Annotated in this window: 16 protein-coding genes; 6 read left to right on the top strand and 10 right to left on the bottom strand. The window is 55.6% G+C overall.

What is annotated here, in order from left to right:
- Positions 1-74 precede the first annotated feature (74 nt).
- The 4 genes from pstC to phoU are packed head-to-tail and all read left to right on the top strand — an operon-like array spanning position 75 to position 3,497.
- Entirely contained in the window at positions 75-1,034 is a 960-nt protein-coding gene (gene pstC, locus KTH07_RS20545; RefSeq protein WP_015570141.1) for a phosphate ABC transporter permease PstC, read from the top strand.
- Positions 1,034-1,924 (top strand): phosphate ABC transporter permease PstA, encoded by an 891-nt coding sequence (pstA, locus tag KTH07_RS20540; RefSeq protein WP_003861156.1) that lies wholly within the window; start codon positions 1,034-1,036, stop codon positions 1,922-1,924. The genes pstC and pstA overlap by 1 nt, the downstream gene beginning before the upstream one ends.
- Before the next feature lie 47 nt (positions 1,925-1,971).
- The gene (gene pstB / locus KTH07_RS20535) at positions 1,972-2,745 is read left to right on the top strand and encodes a phosphate ABC transporter ATP-binding protein PstB (protein WP_003861154.1); all 774 of its coding nucleotides are present in this window, start codon (positions 1,972-1,974) and stop codon (positions 2,743-2,745) included.
- A gap of 26 nt (positions 2,746-2,771) precedes the next feature.
- Complete coding sequence (gene phoU, locus KTH07_RS20530; protein WP_003861153.1) at positions 2,772-3,497, top strand: phosphate signaling complex protein PhoU; 726 nt, start codon at positions 2,772-2,774, stop codon at positions 3,495-3,497.
- 44 nt (positions 3,498-3,541) lie between these two features.
- On the opposite strand, the gene yieH is transcribed toward phoU, so the two are convergent.
- Positions 3,542-4,207 (bottom strand): 6-phosphogluconate phosphatase, encoded by a 666-nt coding sequence (yieH, locus tag KTH07_RS20525; protein WP_017383705.1) that lies wholly within the window; start codon positions 4,205-4,207, stop codon positions 3,542-3,544.
- 165 nt (positions 4,208-4,372) lie between these two features.
- On the opposite strand from yieH, the gene adeP reads away from it, so the two are divergent.
- The gene (gene adeP, locus KTH07_RS20520; RefSeq protein WP_139152767.1) at positions 4,373-5,710 is read left to right on the top strand and encodes an adenine permease AdeP; all 1,338 of its coding nucleotides are present in this window, start codon (positions 4,373-4,375) and stop codon (positions 5,708-5,710) included.
- A gap of 91 nt (positions 5,711-5,801) precedes the next feature.
- Here the strand turns inward: adeP and KTH07_RS20515 are convergent, their stop codons facing one another.
- The 9 genes from KTH07_RS20515 to rpmH all read right to left on the bottom strand — a co-directional run bounded on the left by KTH07_RS20515 (position 5,802) and on the right by rpmH (position 13,321).
- Entirely contained in the window at positions 5,802-6,368 is a 567-nt protein-coding gene (locus KTH07_RS20515; RefSeq protein WP_003861147.1) for an NADPH-dependent FMN reductase, read from the bottom strand.
- 36 nt (positions 6,369-6,404) lie between these two features.
- Positions 6,405-7,151: a 4'-phosphopantetheinyl transferase superfamily protein gene (locus KTH07_RS20510; protein ID WP_017694032.1), complete on the bottom strand. Its 747-nt coding sequence runs from the start codon at positions 7,149-7,151 to the stop codon at positions 6,405-6,407.
- Positions 7,152-7,273: 122 nt separating this feature from the next.
- Complete coding sequence (gene yidZ, locus KTH07_RS20505) at positions 7,274-8,245, bottom strand: HTH-type transcriptional regulator YidZ (RefSeq protein ID WP_032620511.1); 972 nt, start codon at positions 8,243-8,245, stop codon at positions 7,274-7,276.
- The gene (locus tag KTH07_RS20500) at positions 8,214-9,389 is read right to left on the bottom strand and encodes an MFS transporter (RefSeq protein WP_023302811.1); all 1,176 of its coding nucleotides are present in this window, start codon (positions 9,387-9,389) and stop codon (positions 8,214-8,216) included. Before KTH07_RS20500 ends, yidZ begins: the two co-directional genes overlap by 32 nt.
- A 111-nt stretch (positions 9,390-9,500) precedes the next feature.
- Positions 9,501-10,865 (bottom strand): tRNA uridine-5-carboxymethylaminomethyl(34) synthesis GTPase MnmE, encoded by a 1,365-nt coding sequence (gene mnmE / locus KTH07_RS20495; protein WP_015570136.1) that lies wholly within the window; start codon positions 10,863-10,865, stop codon positions 9,501-9,503.
- Positions 10,866-10,937: 72 nt separating this feature from the next.
- Positions 10,938-12,581: a membrane protein insertase YidC gene (yidC, locus tag KTH07_RS20490; RefSeq protein WP_003861138.1), complete on the bottom strand. Its 1,644-nt coding sequence runs from the start codon at positions 12,579-12,581 to the stop codon at positions 10,938-10,940.
- Positions 12,582-12,583: 2 nt separating this feature from the next.
- Positions 12,584-12,841, bottom strand: coding sequence for a membrane protein insertion efficiency factor YidD (gene yidD / locus KTH07_RS20485; protein ID WP_001307474.1), 258 nt, complete (start codon positions 12,839-12,841; stop codon positions 12,584-12,586).
- Positions 12,805-13,164, bottom strand: coding sequence for a ribonuclease P protein component (rnpA, locus tag KTH07_RS20480; protein ID WP_006808764.1), 360 nt, complete (start codon positions 13,162-13,164; stop codon positions 12,805-12,807). Before rnpA ends, yidD begins: the two co-directional genes overlap by 37 nt.
- Before the next feature lie 16 nt (positions 13,165-13,180).
- Positions 13,181-13,321 carry a 50S ribosomal protein L34 gene (rpmH, locus tag KTH07_RS20475; protein ID WP_000831330.1) on the bottom strand — a complete coding sequence of 47 codons (141 nt, stop codon included), beginning with the start codon at positions 13,319-13,321 and terminating at the stop codon, positions 13,181-13,183.
- A 638-nt stretch (positions 13,322-13,959) separates the two neighbouring features.
- Here rpmH and dnaA point away from each other — a divergent pair.
- Positions 13,960-15,354, top strand: a complete 1,395-nt coding sequence (gene dnaA / locus KTH07_RS20470) for a chromosomal replication initiator protein DnaA (protein ID WP_017383700.1) — start codon at positions 13,960-13,962, stop codon at positions 15,352-15,354.
- The last annotated feature ends 1 nt before the right edge of the window (position 15,355 follow it).

The raw sequence follows: 15,355 nt of genomic DNA, 5'->3' as shown, positions 1-15,355 counted from the left end.
TCATCCTGTAGGCCCGGTAAGCGTCAGCGCCACCGGGCATATTCGTAAAAACGTCTCAAACAGAAGAGTAATTTATGGCTGCAACCAAGCCTGCATTTAACCCTCCGGGTAAAAAAGGTGACATGATTTTCAGCGCGCTGGTGAAACTGGCTGCGCTGATTGTGCTATTGCTGCTGGGCGGCATTATCGTGTCCCTGATTTTCTCCTCCTGGCCGAGCATTCAAAAATTTGGTTTCGCCTTCCTGTGGACCAAAGAGTGGGATGCGCCGAACGATATTTACGGTGCGCTGGTGCCGATTTACGGCACGCTGGTGACCTCTTTTATCGCCCTGCTGATTGCGGTTCCGGTGAGCTTTGGTATTGCCCTGTTCCTGACGGAACTGGCGCCAGGCTGGCTGCGACGTCCGCTGGGTATCGCCATTGAACTGCTGGCGGCCATCCCAAGTATCGTTTACGGCATGTGGGGCCTGTTTATCTTCGCGCCGCTGTTTGCAACGTACTTCCAGGAGCCGGTCGGTAACGTTCTCTCTGCCATTCCGTTTGTGGGGGCGCTGTTCTCCGGCCCGGCATTCGGTATTGGCATTCTGGCGGCAGGTGTGATCCTCGCCATAATGATTATTCCGTACATTGCGGCGGTCATGCGCGATGTCTTCGAACAAACCCCGGTGATGATGAAAGAGTCCGCCTACGGTATCGGCTGCACCACCTGGGAAGTTATCTGGCGCATCGTCCTTCCGTTCACCAAAAACGGGGTGATTGGCGGCATTATGCTGGGCTTAGGCCGCGCGCTGGGTGAAACCATGGCGGTCACCTTTATCATCGGCAACACCTACCAGCTCGACAGCGCCTCGCTTTATATGCCGGGGAACAGTATTACCTCTGCGCTGGCGAACGAATTTGCCGAAGCGGAATCCGGGCTGCACGTCGCCGCGCTGATGGAACTGGGTCTGATCCTGTTTGTTATCACCTTTATTGTGCTGGCTATCTCCAAGCTGATGATTATGCGTCTGGCTAAAAACGAGGGGGCACGCTAATGGCAACTCTCGACATGCAAAACACCGCTCAGCTTGCGGAATCCCGTCGCAAAATGCAGTCAAAGCGCCGGATTAAAAACCGCATTGCGTTGACGCTTTCCATGGCAACGATGGCGTTCGGCCTGTTCTGGCTGATCTGGATCCTGATGTCCACCATCACCCGGGGTATTGATGGAATGTCCCTGGCGCTGTTCACCGAGATGACGCCGCCGCCGAACACGGCGGGTGGCGGTCTGGCAAACGCCCTGGCGGGCAGCGGCCTGCTGATCCTGTGGGCGACCGTTTTCGGTACGCCGTTGGGCATCATGGCGGGTATCTATCTGGCGGAATATGGCCGCAAGTCCTGGATCGCTGAAGTCATCCGCTTCATTAACGACATTCTGCTTTCTGCCCCGTCGATTGTCGTGGGTCTGTTTGTTTACACCATCGTGGTGGCGCAAATGGAACACTTCTCCGGCTGGGCGGGTGTGATTGCGCTGGCGCTGTTGCAGGTGCCTATCGTTATTCGTACCACTGAAAACATGCTGAAACTGGTGCCGGACAGCCTGCGTGAAGCGGCTTACGCGCTGGGTACGCCTAAATGGAAGATGATTTCGGCGATCACCCTGAAAGCGTCCGTCTCGGGGATCATGACCGGTATCCTGCTGGCTATCGCCCGTATCGCCGGTGAAACCGCACCGCTGCTGTTTACCGCCCTCTCCAATCAGTTCTGGAGCACGGACATGATGCAGCCGATCGCCAACCTGCCGGTGACGATCTTTAAATTTGCGATGAGCCCATTCGCGGAATGGCAGCAGCTGGCCTGGGCCGGGGTGCTGATCATCACCCTTTGCGTACTGTTGCTGAACATTCTGGCGCGCGTCATTTTCGCGAAGAAGAAACACGGTTAAATTTTTACGGCGCGGCACATCGCGGCGCCGAATGAGGAAATGAGTCAATGAGTATGGTTGATACTGCCCCGGGTAAGATTCAGGTTCGTGATTTGAACTTCTACTACGGCAAATTCCATGCCCTGAAGAATATCAACCTGGATATCGCAAAGAACCAGGTAACGGCATTCATCGGTCCGTCCGGCTGTGGCAAATCCACGCTGCTGCGCACCTTTAACAAAATGTATTCGCTCTATCCGGAGCAGCGCGCAGAAGGTGAAATTCTGCTGGACGGTGACAACATCCTGACCAATACCCAGGATATCGCCCTGCTGCGTGCGAAAGTGGGGATGGTATTCCAGAAACCCACGCCGTTCCCGATGTCGATCTATGACAACATCGCCTTTGGTGTGCGTCTGTTTGAGAAGCTCTCCCGTGCGGATATGGACGAGCGCGTGCAGTGGGCATTGACCAAGGCCGCATTATGGAACGAAACCAAAGATAAACTTCACCAGAGTGGGTACTCTCTCTCCGGTGGTCAGCAGCAGCGTCTGTGCATTGCGCGCGGTATCGCCATTCGCCCGGAAGTCTTGCTGCTGGATGAGCCGTGCTCAGCCCTGGACCCGATCTCAACCGGGCGTATCGAAGAGCTGATCACCGAGCTGAAGCAGGATTACACCGTGGTGATCGTGACCCACAACATGCAGCAGGCTGCACGTTGTTCTGACCACACGGCGTTTATGTACCTGGGCGAGTTGATTGAGTTCAGCGATACGGACGCGCTGTTCACTCGTCCGGCGAAGAAACAAACCGAAGATTATATTACTGGCCGCTACGGTTGATTTGCCTTAGTGCATGTGGAGAAACCATGGACAACCTCAATCTTAATAAACACATTTCCGGCCAGTTTAACGCAGAACTGGAAAGCATTCGCACCCAGGTGATGACCATGGGCGGCATGGTCGAGCAGCAGCTTTCTGACGCGATCACGGCGATGCACAACCAGGACAGCGAGCTGGCTAAGCGCGTTATTGAAGGCGACCACAACGTCAATATGATGGAAGTCGCCATCGACGAAGCCTGCGTGCGCATCATTGCGAAGCGTCAGCCGACGGCGAGCGACCTGCGTCTGGTGATGGCGATCATCAAAACCATCGCCGAGCTGGAGCGTATCGGTGACGTGGCGGATAAAATCTGCCGTACCGCGCTGGAGAAATTCTCCCAGCAGCACCAGCCGCTGCTGGTGAGCCTGGAGTCTCTCGGTCGCCACACCGTGCAGATGCTGCACGACGTGCTGGACGCTTTCGCGCGCATGGATCTGGACGAAGCGGTCCGTATCTACCGTGAAGACAAGAAAGTTGACCAGGAATACGAAGGCATTGTGCGTCAGCTGATGACCTACATGATGGAAGATTCACGTACCATTCCAAGCGTACTGACCGCGCTGTTCTGCGCGCGCTCCATCGAGCGTATCGGTGACCGTTGCCAGAACATTTGTGAATACATTTTCTATTTCGTGAAGGGGCAGGATTTCCGACACGTGGGCGGCGACGAGCTGGACAAGCTGCTGGCGGGTAAAGATCCGAAAGAGTGATATGTGTGGCGGGTGGCGCTAACGCTTACCCGCCCTACGTTAATTCAACGCGTAATATCCCACCCGCGCGCCTTCCACAACGCTGGCAGTTGCGCCAGATCGGTAAAGGTTGTCACTTTTGGATGGTCGATCGGCTTGTTGTGCGGATCGGCGCAGAAGTAAAACACCTCCATCCCCGCATCAATCCCTGACTGCGCGCCGGCAGATGAGTCATCCACCAGAATGCAGTTCTCCACGTTGACGTTCATCGCCTTCGCCGCGTGGAACATCAGCGCCGGATCGGGCTTCCAGCGCTGGATATCGTAGCCGCTGAACAGTTTTTCCGGGAAGTGGTGCAACATCTCCAGCTTGCCGAGCGAGTGCTGCATTTTGCTGACCGGGCCGTTAGAGACTACGCAGATCGGCACCGTCATCGCATCCAGCAGCGCGTTAGCGCCGGCGATAACTTCCAGCTCGGCGTCGAAGAGGCGTGCGACCTCGGCGCGGTACACCGGTTCCAGATCCGCTTTCACCAGATCCACCCCGTGCTCTTCGTTAATGATGTCGATGATCTCGTACAGCTTCACGCCCTTAAAGCGTTTAAACACCTCTTCGAGATCGAGCGTAATACCAAATTCCTGGAACATGGCGACATACGCGCGGGAACAAATGACCTCACTGTCGACCAGCGTACCGTCACAGTCGAAAAATACCGCTTCAATTCCGGACATGCCTTTCCCTTTTAACAAGTTTAACGTTTTCGTACGGCAGTTTAACGAGACGCAATCGTTGCCGTATAAGCAAAATCAATGAAAAAAGTATCTCATAACCGCCACTATTGTCGCATTTTGGTATAGGATAGCGACGAATTTTCCCTCCTTGTTCGGAAATTGATGATGAGTCAACAACACACTACCCAGACATCTGGTCAGGGTCTGCTTGAGCGCGTGTTCAAACTGCGCGAGCACGGCACAACGGCACGCACCGAAGTGATCGCCGGTTTCACCACCTTCCTGACGATGGTGTATATCGTTTTTGTTAACCCGCAAATTCTGGGCGTTGCTGGCATGGATACCAGCGCCGTCTTTGTGACTACCTGCCTGATTGCTGCGCTTGGCAGCATTCTGATGGGCGTGTTCGCTAACCTGCCTGTGGCGCTCGCCCCGGCAATGGGTCTGAATGCCTTCTTCGCGTTCGTGGTCGTTCAGGCGATGGGCCTGCCGTGGCAGGTTGGCATGGGCGCTATCTTCTGGGGCGCTGTTGGCCTGCTGCTGCTGACCATCTTCCGCGTGCGCTACTGGATGATTGCCAATATCCCGGTGAGCCTGCGCGTGGGCATCACCAGCGGTATCGGCCTGTTCATCGGCATGATGGGTCTGAAAAACGCCGGTGTGATCGTGGCGAACCCGGAAACGCTGGTGAGCATCGGCAACCTGACCTCTCACAGCGTGCTGCTGGGCGTGCTGGGCTTCTTTATAATCGCCATCCTCGCGTCCCGCAATATTCACGCGGCGGTGCTGGTGTCCATCGTGGTCACCACGCTGCTGGGCTGGATGCTGGGCGATGTACAGTTCCACGGTATCGTCTCAGCGCCACCGAGCGTCTCTACCGTTATTGGTCACGTGGATCTGGCTGGGTCGTTTAACCTCGGTCTGGCGGGCGTGATTTTCTCCTTCATGCTGGTGAACCTGTTTGACTCCTCCGGTACGCTGATCGGCGTGACCGATAAAGCCGGTCTGGCGGATGAGAAAGGTAAATTCCCGCGCATGAAGCAGGCGCTGTTTGTGGATAGCGTCTCCTCCGTTGCCGGTTCTTTCATCGGGACCTCCTCTGTGACCGCTTACATTGAGTCCTCTTCGGGCGTCTCCGTTGGCGGTCGTACCGGCCTGACGGCGGTAGTAGTGGGCCTTCTGTTCCTGCTGGTGATTTTCCTGTCTCCGCTGGCGGGGATGGTCCCACCGTATGCGGCCGCAGGCGCGCTGATCTACGTAGGCGTTCTGATGACGTCCAGCCTGGCGCGCGTGAAGTGGGAAGATTTGACGGAAGCCGTTCCGGCGTTTATTACCGCAGTCATGATGCCGTTCAGCTTCTCGATTACCGAAGGTATCGCGCTGGGCTTTATCTCTTACTGCGTGATGAAGGTCGGTACCGGCCGCTTCCGCGAGCTCAGCCCGTGCGTGATCGTTGTGGCGCTGCTGTTTGTGCTGAAGATTGTGTTTATTGACGCGCACTGAGGTGCGGTTTGTGGTGTCAGGTGGCGCTTCGCTTACCTGACCTACTGACGAGTGTAGGCCCGGTAAGCGCTAGCGCCACCGGGCTTTTTTATCAGGCCTTCACCCGCTTAATATAATCCCCAAACGCGGTCAGCTGGCCAGAGAGATGGTCACGCGTACTCTGATCCACCACTTCACCCGTCTGCGGGTCGACCTTGTTCTGAATCACGCCGCCCATAAATTCCGGCTTGTTCATCACCATCGCATCCAGGAACACCAGGATCTGACGCAGGTGATACTGGCAGCGCGCGCCGCCGATGGCGCCCATTGAGCTGGTCTGGATCAGCACAGGTTTACCAGACAGCGGCTGCTCCGGTAAACGGGACAGCCAGTCAATGGCGTTCTTCAGACCACCCGGCACCGAGTAGTTATACTCAGGCGTCACAATCACCACGCCGTCAGCCTGACGGATTTGCTCGGCTATCGCTTCCACACTCTGCGGGAACCCTTCTTCCTGCTGAACGTCAGCATCATAAAGCGGGATGTCGCCAATGGACGGCAGGGCACTGATCTCCATTCCCGCAGGCGCCAGCTGCGGCAGCGTACGGGCAACCATCCCGTTAAAAGAACCTTTGCGCAGGCTTCCCAGTAACGTAACAACTTTCAACGTATCAGACATGATTACTCCTGTTTCATCATGATGATCCTGGACGGATCAGCTATGGGTGTATGCTTTTTCTGCCGGTAAACTGGTTAATCGCATCAGGCGCGCGGCGGGCTCGTTGGCGCGCTCAGGTACATCCGGAAGACTACGCCAACCGCGAGTGCTGTCAAACTCCCAGATTTTCAGCCGTTCGATGGCGGGGGTCACCGCAACGGACCAGATCAGTACGTCCTCAGCGTCGCAGAGCGCCTCTACCAGCGAGGCTTTTGTCGCGCGCAGGCGTCCGGAGCCGGGGAGCAGCTGCAACAGGCTGGCGTCGTCTGACGCCGCGCCGCTCAGTTTGCGGATGCTCTGGCGAAGGGTGATGAGCTGCGCTCTGGCTTCAACGGGATCGTTCTGGTTACGTATCCACAGCTTCTCATTGCTGGAGAGCGGGTATTCATCGAGCGCATTAGCACCATGGAAGCTGCGCGTGACGCGTTGTAGCTCCATATCCAGGCCGCAATCACCTTCCGTCGTCAGCGCGACGCCAACAATGTTGCCGGTGTACGCAATGGAAAAATGGGGGAGTGCCGGGTCCGCAAAAACCGGGCGACCTTCTGGCTGGGTGAGTATGTCCGGTAATTCGCTGGTGCCGTAGAGCATAAAAAGCAGTTCTGCGAGGAGCGCTCTGGAAGCTAAAAACCGCGTCCTGCGGTGTTCAGGTAGTTTGAGCGCCTCACTGTGACAGGCTGAAGAAAGTCTGGCCGATACGAGATGCCCTTCCGTTAATGTTCCTCGTGCAAAGTGCGTAGCCATTTTTCGCTCCTTGATAATGGTCGTAGTCGGTTAAACGGTTACATGATTATCGCTTAACTCAGCTTCTGTTTTAATCAGTTAATGGAAATAAGAGAAGCCTGAGCACCGAACTTTACATTATCTTAGGCAAAAACCTGACCTGGTGCGGTATACAGCGCTTTGATCGTCTCGCGCAGCCAGAGGATTTTCGGATTATGGCTGTTCCGTTTATGCCAGATCAGCGTGAAGGGGACGGTGAGCTTTTCTGCCTGCGCCTCATCGATGGGAATGGGCAGACAGACCAGATTACGCTGGTGGAGTTGATTGTAGTGATGGCAGTAGTGCGGCGCAGTGGCAATGTAGTTGTGATCCGGCTGGGCCGCCATAAACATCGACTGTTCAAAACCGGGCAAACTCATGGCGATGCTACGCTCCCGACCCATCTCTCTTAGCACCTCGTCGAGCGCCCAGGTGTCGCTGCGTTCCCAGAAGATGCTGATATGCGGGTAGCGCAGAAACGTCTCCAGATCCCACGCTTCATGGAGCGCGGGATGATCCTCGCGCAAATACACACACGGACGGTCACTGAACAGGATTTCGTAGTCGATAAACCACGGCATCAGCTTTAGCAGTTCGCGCGAGCGAGGGTGCGTTTCACGCCCGGTGAAGCCCAGATCCACTTCTCCGCGCGTAATGGCGTCCAGCGAATCGTAATCCCATTGGCGCAGCTTCACCGTCGCCTGTGGGTAGCGTTCATTCACCTGCTCCAGCAGGGTATTAAAGCGGATCAGCATCAGCGGTGTTTCGGCGGCGAGCACAAACTTAAGCCCGCCAGGAGAGCTATGGTGGAATTTATCGAGGATCTGGTTGCCAATCTGCATCCAGTCGGCCAAATCCTGTTCCAGACTCACCGTCAGCGGTGTGGGCAATAGCCCTAAAGGCGTTTTCACAAACAGCGGATCGTCGAACCAGTCGCGCAGCTTCGCCAGCGATTTACTCACCGCGGACGGCGTCACGTTCATCCGCTTCGCGGCTTTGGTGACGCTGCGCTCCTGCAACAAAAGTTGCAGGCAAAGTAAAAGATTAAGATCGAGACTGCTGATGGGCTTCTTCATAGTGCGCCGCGGGCTGGATGACCATAAGTAAGGTAATGCAGAGTATGCTACAGCCAATCAGAACCCCGATCAGCATATTCAGCGCGTTAAGGCCGATCACCGCCGCCAGCCAAATCCACAGTGACGAACCGCAGACCTGCGCAATGCCCAGCACCGAGCTTGCCACGCCAGCCCGCAGCGAAAACGGGCCAAGCGCCTGACTCATCGCCACACCAAAGCCGACGGAGAATCCGGCGCAGATCAGAGTAATGCCCACCAGCATTACAGCGTGTGAGGTGGCGGTCGCCAGGATCACGCCTGCGGCGAGGAACAGCGTCTGTGATGTGAGCATCAGCGTGCGCTGGCGGAAGATGTTGAGCGCAAAGGGCGTGGAGAATGACACCGCCATGCTCACCATCGCGGTTAGCGCCATCACCGTCGAATACTCACCGCGATCGAAGCCCATCGTCTCCATCAGTAACACCGGGGAAACGTTTACATAGGTGAGGATCACCGCCACGCTAAGCGTGGTGATTGCCAGCCGACTCAGGAAAAAGCGATTCATCAGCTTTTCAGCCGGATGGAGGGTTGCGGTGTGATATGGCTGTTGCGAACCGGGATGGGTCTCTTTCAGCACCGTCACGGACAGGATAAAGACGATGGCGCCCATTGCGGCCATGGTCCAGAAAAGACTCTGCCACGGAAATTTAAGCATAATCAGGTAGCCAACAACCGGTGCCAGCACCGGGATGATGCAGGTAATGCCGTTCAGCATCGACAGCACTTTAGCGCGGCGCTGGGCGCTTAAGGTATCGCGAAGAATAGCAAACGCCACCACGTAACAGCCACCCGCGCCAATGCCCTGGATAAAACGGCCTGACAGGAACATTGTGCTTTCCTGAGCTACTGAAGACAGTACTGATGCCAGCGCAAAGATAACTGCACCCGTAATGGCGACGGGCTGACGGCCTGCTTTATCCGCGATTTTCCCGGCAAATACCATCGACGACGCCATTCCCGCGAGGTAGGCCGAAAACGCGATGTGCAGTTGCGCCTCGCTGGCGCCCAGATCGCGGGCAATATGCGGTAGCCCCACCAGATACATATCAATGCCGGACGGATACAGCAGAACCAGCGCAAAACTACAGAACAGAAAACGAGCCATAAATCCCCCATAGATGCAGGCAAGCAGGATAGGGGGCGTGGAGGGATTAAGCGAGTTGCCATTTGGACAATGGTGATTTCCCTGGAGGAAATCACCCTGTATTAACGGGAATTACTTACCAATGCAGAAGCTCGAGAAAATCCGTCCCAGCAGATCGTCCGACGTAAACTCCCCGGTGATCTCACTCAGGTTCTGCTGCGCCAGACGCAGCTCTTCCGCCAGCAGTTCACCGGCCCACGCGCCGATCAGCTGGGCTTTACCCTGCTCAAGGTGGCGAGCCGCCTCTTCCAGCGCCTGCAAGTGACGACGACGTGCCAGGAAGCCGCCCTCCATACTGGTGTCGAAGCCCATGCTCTGTTTGAGATGGCTACGCAGGGCTTCCACGCCTTCACCGGTACGGGCCGACAGGCGAATAAGTGAGTGACCATTCACATCGCTGATGCCCAGCGTTTCGCCGGTAACGTCGGCCTTGTTGCGCACCACGGTGATCGGCAGTTTAGCCGGGAGACGGGCGATAAAGTCTGGCCAGATTTCAGCCGGGTCAACGGCGTCGGTTGTGGTGCCGTCCACCATAAACAGCACGCGGTCGGCCTGCTCGATCTCCTGCCAGGCGCGTTCGATACCGATACGCTCGACTTCATCGCTCGCATCGCGCAGGCCAGCGGTGTCGATGATGTGCAGCGGCATGCCGTCGATATGGATATGCTCGCGCAGGACATCGCGGGTGGTGCCGGCTATGTCGGTCACGATCGCCGCTTCACGGCCCGCCAGGGCGTTCAGCAGGCTCGATTTTCCGGCATTGGGGCGACCAGCAATCACCACCTTCATTCCTTCACGCAGCAGGCTGCCCTGGCGCGCTTCGGCGCGAACGGCATCGAGATCGTTCATCACCTGGTTGAGCTGAGCTTCAATTTTACCGTCTGAGAGGAAGTCGATCTCCTCGTCCGGGAAGTCGATAGCCGCTTCGACATAGATTCGCAGGTGAGTAAGTGCTTCCACAAGGTGATTCACGCGTGCGGAAAATGCCCCCTGCAACGAGTTCAGCGCGGAGCGGGCTGCCTGTTCGGAACTGGCGTCGATCAGGTCGGCAATCGCCTCGGCCTGCGCCAGGTCGAGCTTATCGTTGAGGAAAGCACGCTCGGAGAACTCACCCGGCTTTGCAATGCGCAGGCCAGGCAGGGTCAGAATACGTTTTAACAGCAGGTCGAGGATCACCGGGCCGCCGTGACCCTGAAGCTCCAGCACATCTTCGCCGGTAAAGGAGTTTGGGCCGGGGAACCACAGCGCGATGCCCTGGTCCAGCGGTGTGCCGTCGGCATCCTTAAACGGCAGATAATCAGCGTAGCGCGGCTTTGGCAGTTTACCCAGCACCGCTTCGGCCACCTCACGCGCCTTCAGGCCGGAGATGCGCAGAATGCCTACACCACCGCGTCCCGGTGGGGTTGCCTGGGCGACGATAGTGTCGTTATGGCTCATGGTTGCTCTCGTTCAATACAAATAAAAAAGGCGGTCAATCGACCGCCCTTATTTTAGCGTTAAGTTACCGAATCAGGACTTTTTCTTTTCGCGGCTATGCAGGCCACGTTTTTCCAGACCACGGTAAATCAGCTGCTGCTGGATGATGGTCACCAGGTTGCTGACGATATAGTACAGCACCAGACCTGACGGGAACCACAGGAAGAACACGGTGAAGATGACCGGCATAAAGGTCATGATCTTCTGCTGCATCGGGTCGGTCACGGTGGTCGGAGACATCTTCTGGATGAAGAACATCGTCACGCCCATCAGGATCGGCAGGATGTAGTACGGGTCCTGTGCGGACAGGTCATGGATCCACAGAGCGAACGGCGCGTGGCGCAGCTCAACGGAACCCATCAGCATGTAGTACAGCGCAAGGAAGATTGGCATCTGAATCAGCAGCGGGAAGCAACCACCCAGTGGGTTCACTTTCTCTGCTTTATACAGGGCCATCATCTCCTGGCTCTGACGCTGTTTGTCATCGCCCAGACGCTCACGCATAGCCTGAATCTTCGGCTGTAGCATACGCATCTTCGCCATGGAGGTGTACTGCGCTTTAGTCAGCGGATACATGATGCCACGAACGATAAAGGTGATAACGATGATGGAGAAGCCCCAGTTACCCAGGAAGCTGTGGATGAACTTCAGCAGCTTAAACAGCGGCTGAGAGATGAACCACAACCAACCGTAATCGACGGTCAGATCCAGGTGCGGCGCAACGGCAGCCATTTTGTCCTGGATTTCCGGGCCGACCCACAGGGTGCTTGCCAGTTTACCGGTTTGACCCGGCTGCACCAGAACCGGCTGAGATTTGTAGCCGATGGCTGCAATACCGTTGCCGAGGTTCGCGGTGTAGAAGTTGTTCGTACCGTCGTTATTCGGTACCCACGCCGTCGCGAAATACTGTTGCAGCATTGCGACCCAACCGCCTTTAGAGCTGACGTTCAGGTTTTCGTTATCGGCAATGGTGTCGAATTTGTATTTCTCGTACTTGGTATCTGGCGTGGAGTAAGCCGCGCCACGGAAGGTATGCAGCGCAAAGTTGCTGCTTCCGGTGTCACGGTGAGACGGCAGATTGATGGACTGCTTCAACTGACCAAAGGTAGAGATTTCCAGTGGTTTCGCACCGGCGTTCTGTACGCTGTAGCCCACGTTCACCGCATACTCACCGCGTTTCAGGGTGAAGGTTTTGGTGAAGGTGTTGCCTGCCGCGTCGGTGTAGGTCATCGGGATAACCAGTTCGTTCTGACCATCAGCCAGCACAAACGTGTCATTCTCGACGTTATACAGTGGACGCGCACCGTTAGCCGGGTTATCCGGGCCATCACGACCGGTCAGGCCGCTCTGCGCCTGGTAGATAAATTCAGGCGTGGTTTCCAGTAACTGGAACGGTTCGGTAGACTTCAGCTCTTTCGGGTAGGTCAACAGCAGCGCCTGCTCAACATCACCACCACGGGTGTTGATAGTCAGCTCAAGCACATCGGTCTTAACCGTAATCTGTTTCCCCTGGCCACTGGCCGGTACGCCCTGGTCGGCGGCGCTACCCGCTGCGGTGGTCGTGGTCTGCGTGGTCTGCTGCTGGGGTTGAGGATTTTTATCCTGCTCCCATGCCTGCCAGATCATGAAAGACACGAACAACAAAGCGATGATAAGAAGATTGCGTTGCGAATCCATCGTTAGTGTTCTCTGGTATCAAAAGGTCCTGGAGGGACGGGGTCGTCTCCACCTGGGTGTAAAGGGTGGCATTTTAATACGCGTTTCACCGTCAACCAACTGCCTTTTATCACTCCAAACCTGCGCAATGCCTCAATTCCGTAGCTTGAGCATGTTGGCGTGAAACGGCAGTGTGGCCCGAGTAGCGGACTAATCAGGCGTTGATAGACCCGAATGAGGGCTATCAGGACCCGCGAGCCAGGCGACAGTGGCGGCGCCATAATTTTTCCAACGCTTCCGAGAGAGCACGGTTATCGAGGTCGGCAACCCCTTTTTTAGCCACCACCACGAAATCCATTGAAGGCAGTTCGTGCTGACGTAAACGGAAGCTTTCACGCGTCAGACGTTTAATCCGGTTGCGTTCATGCGCACGCTTAACGTTTTTCTTGGCGACTGTGAGACCGATGCGGGGATGCCCCAGCGAATTTTGGCGGCCGAGGATGGTGATTTGCGGCGTGCCAGCCCGTAATGGCTGCTGGAAGACGAAAGTGAAATGAGTGGGAGTTAACAAACGTAACTCCCTGGGAAATGCGAGCTTAACCACTCAGGGGTTAGCTTTATTACTTGGAAACGGTCAGACGAGCGCGGCCTTTAGCACGACGACGTGCCAGAACCTGACGACCATTTTTAGTAGCCATACGAGCACGGAAGCCGTGAGAACGGTTGCGCTTCAGTACAGACGGTTGAAAAGTGCGTTTCATGGCGATTTCTACCTAAACTTGAAAAAATTCATGACTTTTGCGGATGCCCGACCGAGTTTCGAATGACGGACGCCGAAGCCGTGGGTGATTAAAGAGGCCGGATTGTAATAATTGTACACTCCGGAGTCAATTCTCTTTCCTTAAATCCCTGTGTATTTCCGCACGTTTTCGCGTGGAAAATGAGCAGCGGACGACGCAGGAAGATGAGCATCACGCGCCGGGTCGAGGATTATACGGGCTCAACGATAAAGCGCAAGGATCGTCCCGGATCTTCGTTAGATCATTTAAGCCAAAAATTGTCTGTGCTCATTAAATTTTCCAATATGCGGCCTAAATCGCGAGGCACTCGCGTCAGGATCGTTTACACTTACCCGATTCCGGATCTTCCTGTGGATAAATCGGGAAGAATCTGTGAGAAACAGAAGATCTCTGGCTCAGTTTAGGCTATGATCCGCGGTCCCGATCGGGATCCAGCGATCCTGGTCGGGCATAAACACAACATCGTTCAGGTTGTATCAACGATAGCGTGTATAACCGCAGATAGCGGTTCGCACATCACCCTGATGGGGTCATGTCGATGTGCGCCAACAATCATGAATATTCAATAGTTTTCTTTTATTGTTCGAGTGGAGTCCGCCGTGTCACTTTCGCTTTGGCAGCAGTGTCTTGCCCGATTGCAGGATGAGTTACCAGCCACAGAATTCAGTATGTGGATCCGCCCGTTGCAGGCGGAACTGAGCGATAACACGCTGGCTTTGTATGCGCCAAACCGTTTCGTGCTCGATTGGGTAAGAGATAAATACCTTAATAACATCAATGGACTGCTGAACGATTTCTGCGGGTCAGATGCCCCACAGCTGCGTTTTGAAGTGGGCACAAAGCCGGTCACCCAAACCGTTCGTGAAGTTGTCAATGTGGCAGCCCCTGCACAGGCGGCGCCCGCTCCAGCGCCTCGCGTTGCACCGGTTCGTCAGGGCTGGGATAACGTTCCGGCCCCCGCTGAGCCTACCTACCGCTCTAACGTTAACGTGAAACACACGTTCGATAACTTCGTTGAAGGTAAGTCGAACCAGCTGGCACGTGCGGCGGCTCGTCAGGTTGCCGATAACCCCGGTGGCGCTTACAACCCGCTGTTCCTGTATGGCGGCACGGGTCTCGGTAAAACGCACCTGCTGCATGCGGTGGGCAACGGCATTATGGCGCGTAAGCCCAATGCCAAAGTGGTGTATATGCACTCCGAACGCTTCGTTCAGGACATGGTAAAAGCCCTGCAAAACAATGCGATCGAAGAGTTTAAACGCTACTACCGTTCCGTTGATGCGCTGCTGATCGATGACATTCAGTTCTTTGCCAATAAAGAACGATCGCAGGAAGAGTTTTTCCATACCTTTAACGCCCTGCTGGAAGGCAATCAGCAGATCATTCTGACCTCGGATCGTTATCCAAAAGAGATCAACGGCGTTGAAGATCGTCTCAAATCCCGCTTCGGCTGGGGCCTGACCGTGGCTATCGAGCCGCCGGAGCTGGAAACCCGCGTCGCGATCCTGATGAAAAAAGCCGACGAGAACGACATTCGCCTGCCGGGTGAAGTGGCGTTCTTCATTGCCAAGCGCCTGCGTTCCAACGTGCGTGAGCTGGAAGGGGCGCTGAACCGCGTTATCGCCAACGCCAACTTCACCGGTCGGGCGATCACCATCGATTTTGTGCGTGAAGCGCTGCGCGATTTATTGGCTTTGCAGGAAAAACTGGTCACTATCGACAATATTCAGAAGACGGTGGCTGAGTACTACAAGATCAAAGTGGCAGATTTACTGTCTAAACGTCGTTCCCGCTCGGTGGCGCGTCCGCGTCAGATGGCGATGGCGCTGGCAAAAGAGCTAACCAACCACAGCCTGCCGGAAATCGGTGATGCGTTTGGTGGCCGTGACCATACGACCGTGCTGCACGCCTGTCGCAAGATCGAGCAGTTACGCGAAGAAAGCCACGACATAAAAGAAGATTTTTCCAATTTAATCAGAACATTATCATCGTGAC

Origin of the sequence: Enterobacter cloacae complex sp. ECL72 (genome assembly GCF_019056635.1) — a bacterium.
GTDB classification, from domain to species: domain Bacteria; phylum Pseudomonadota; class Gammaproteobacteria; order Enterobacterales; family Enterobacteriaceae; genus Enterobacter; species Enterobacter hormaechei_C.
This window is presented reverse-complemented; position numbering and strand designations above follow the sequence as displayed.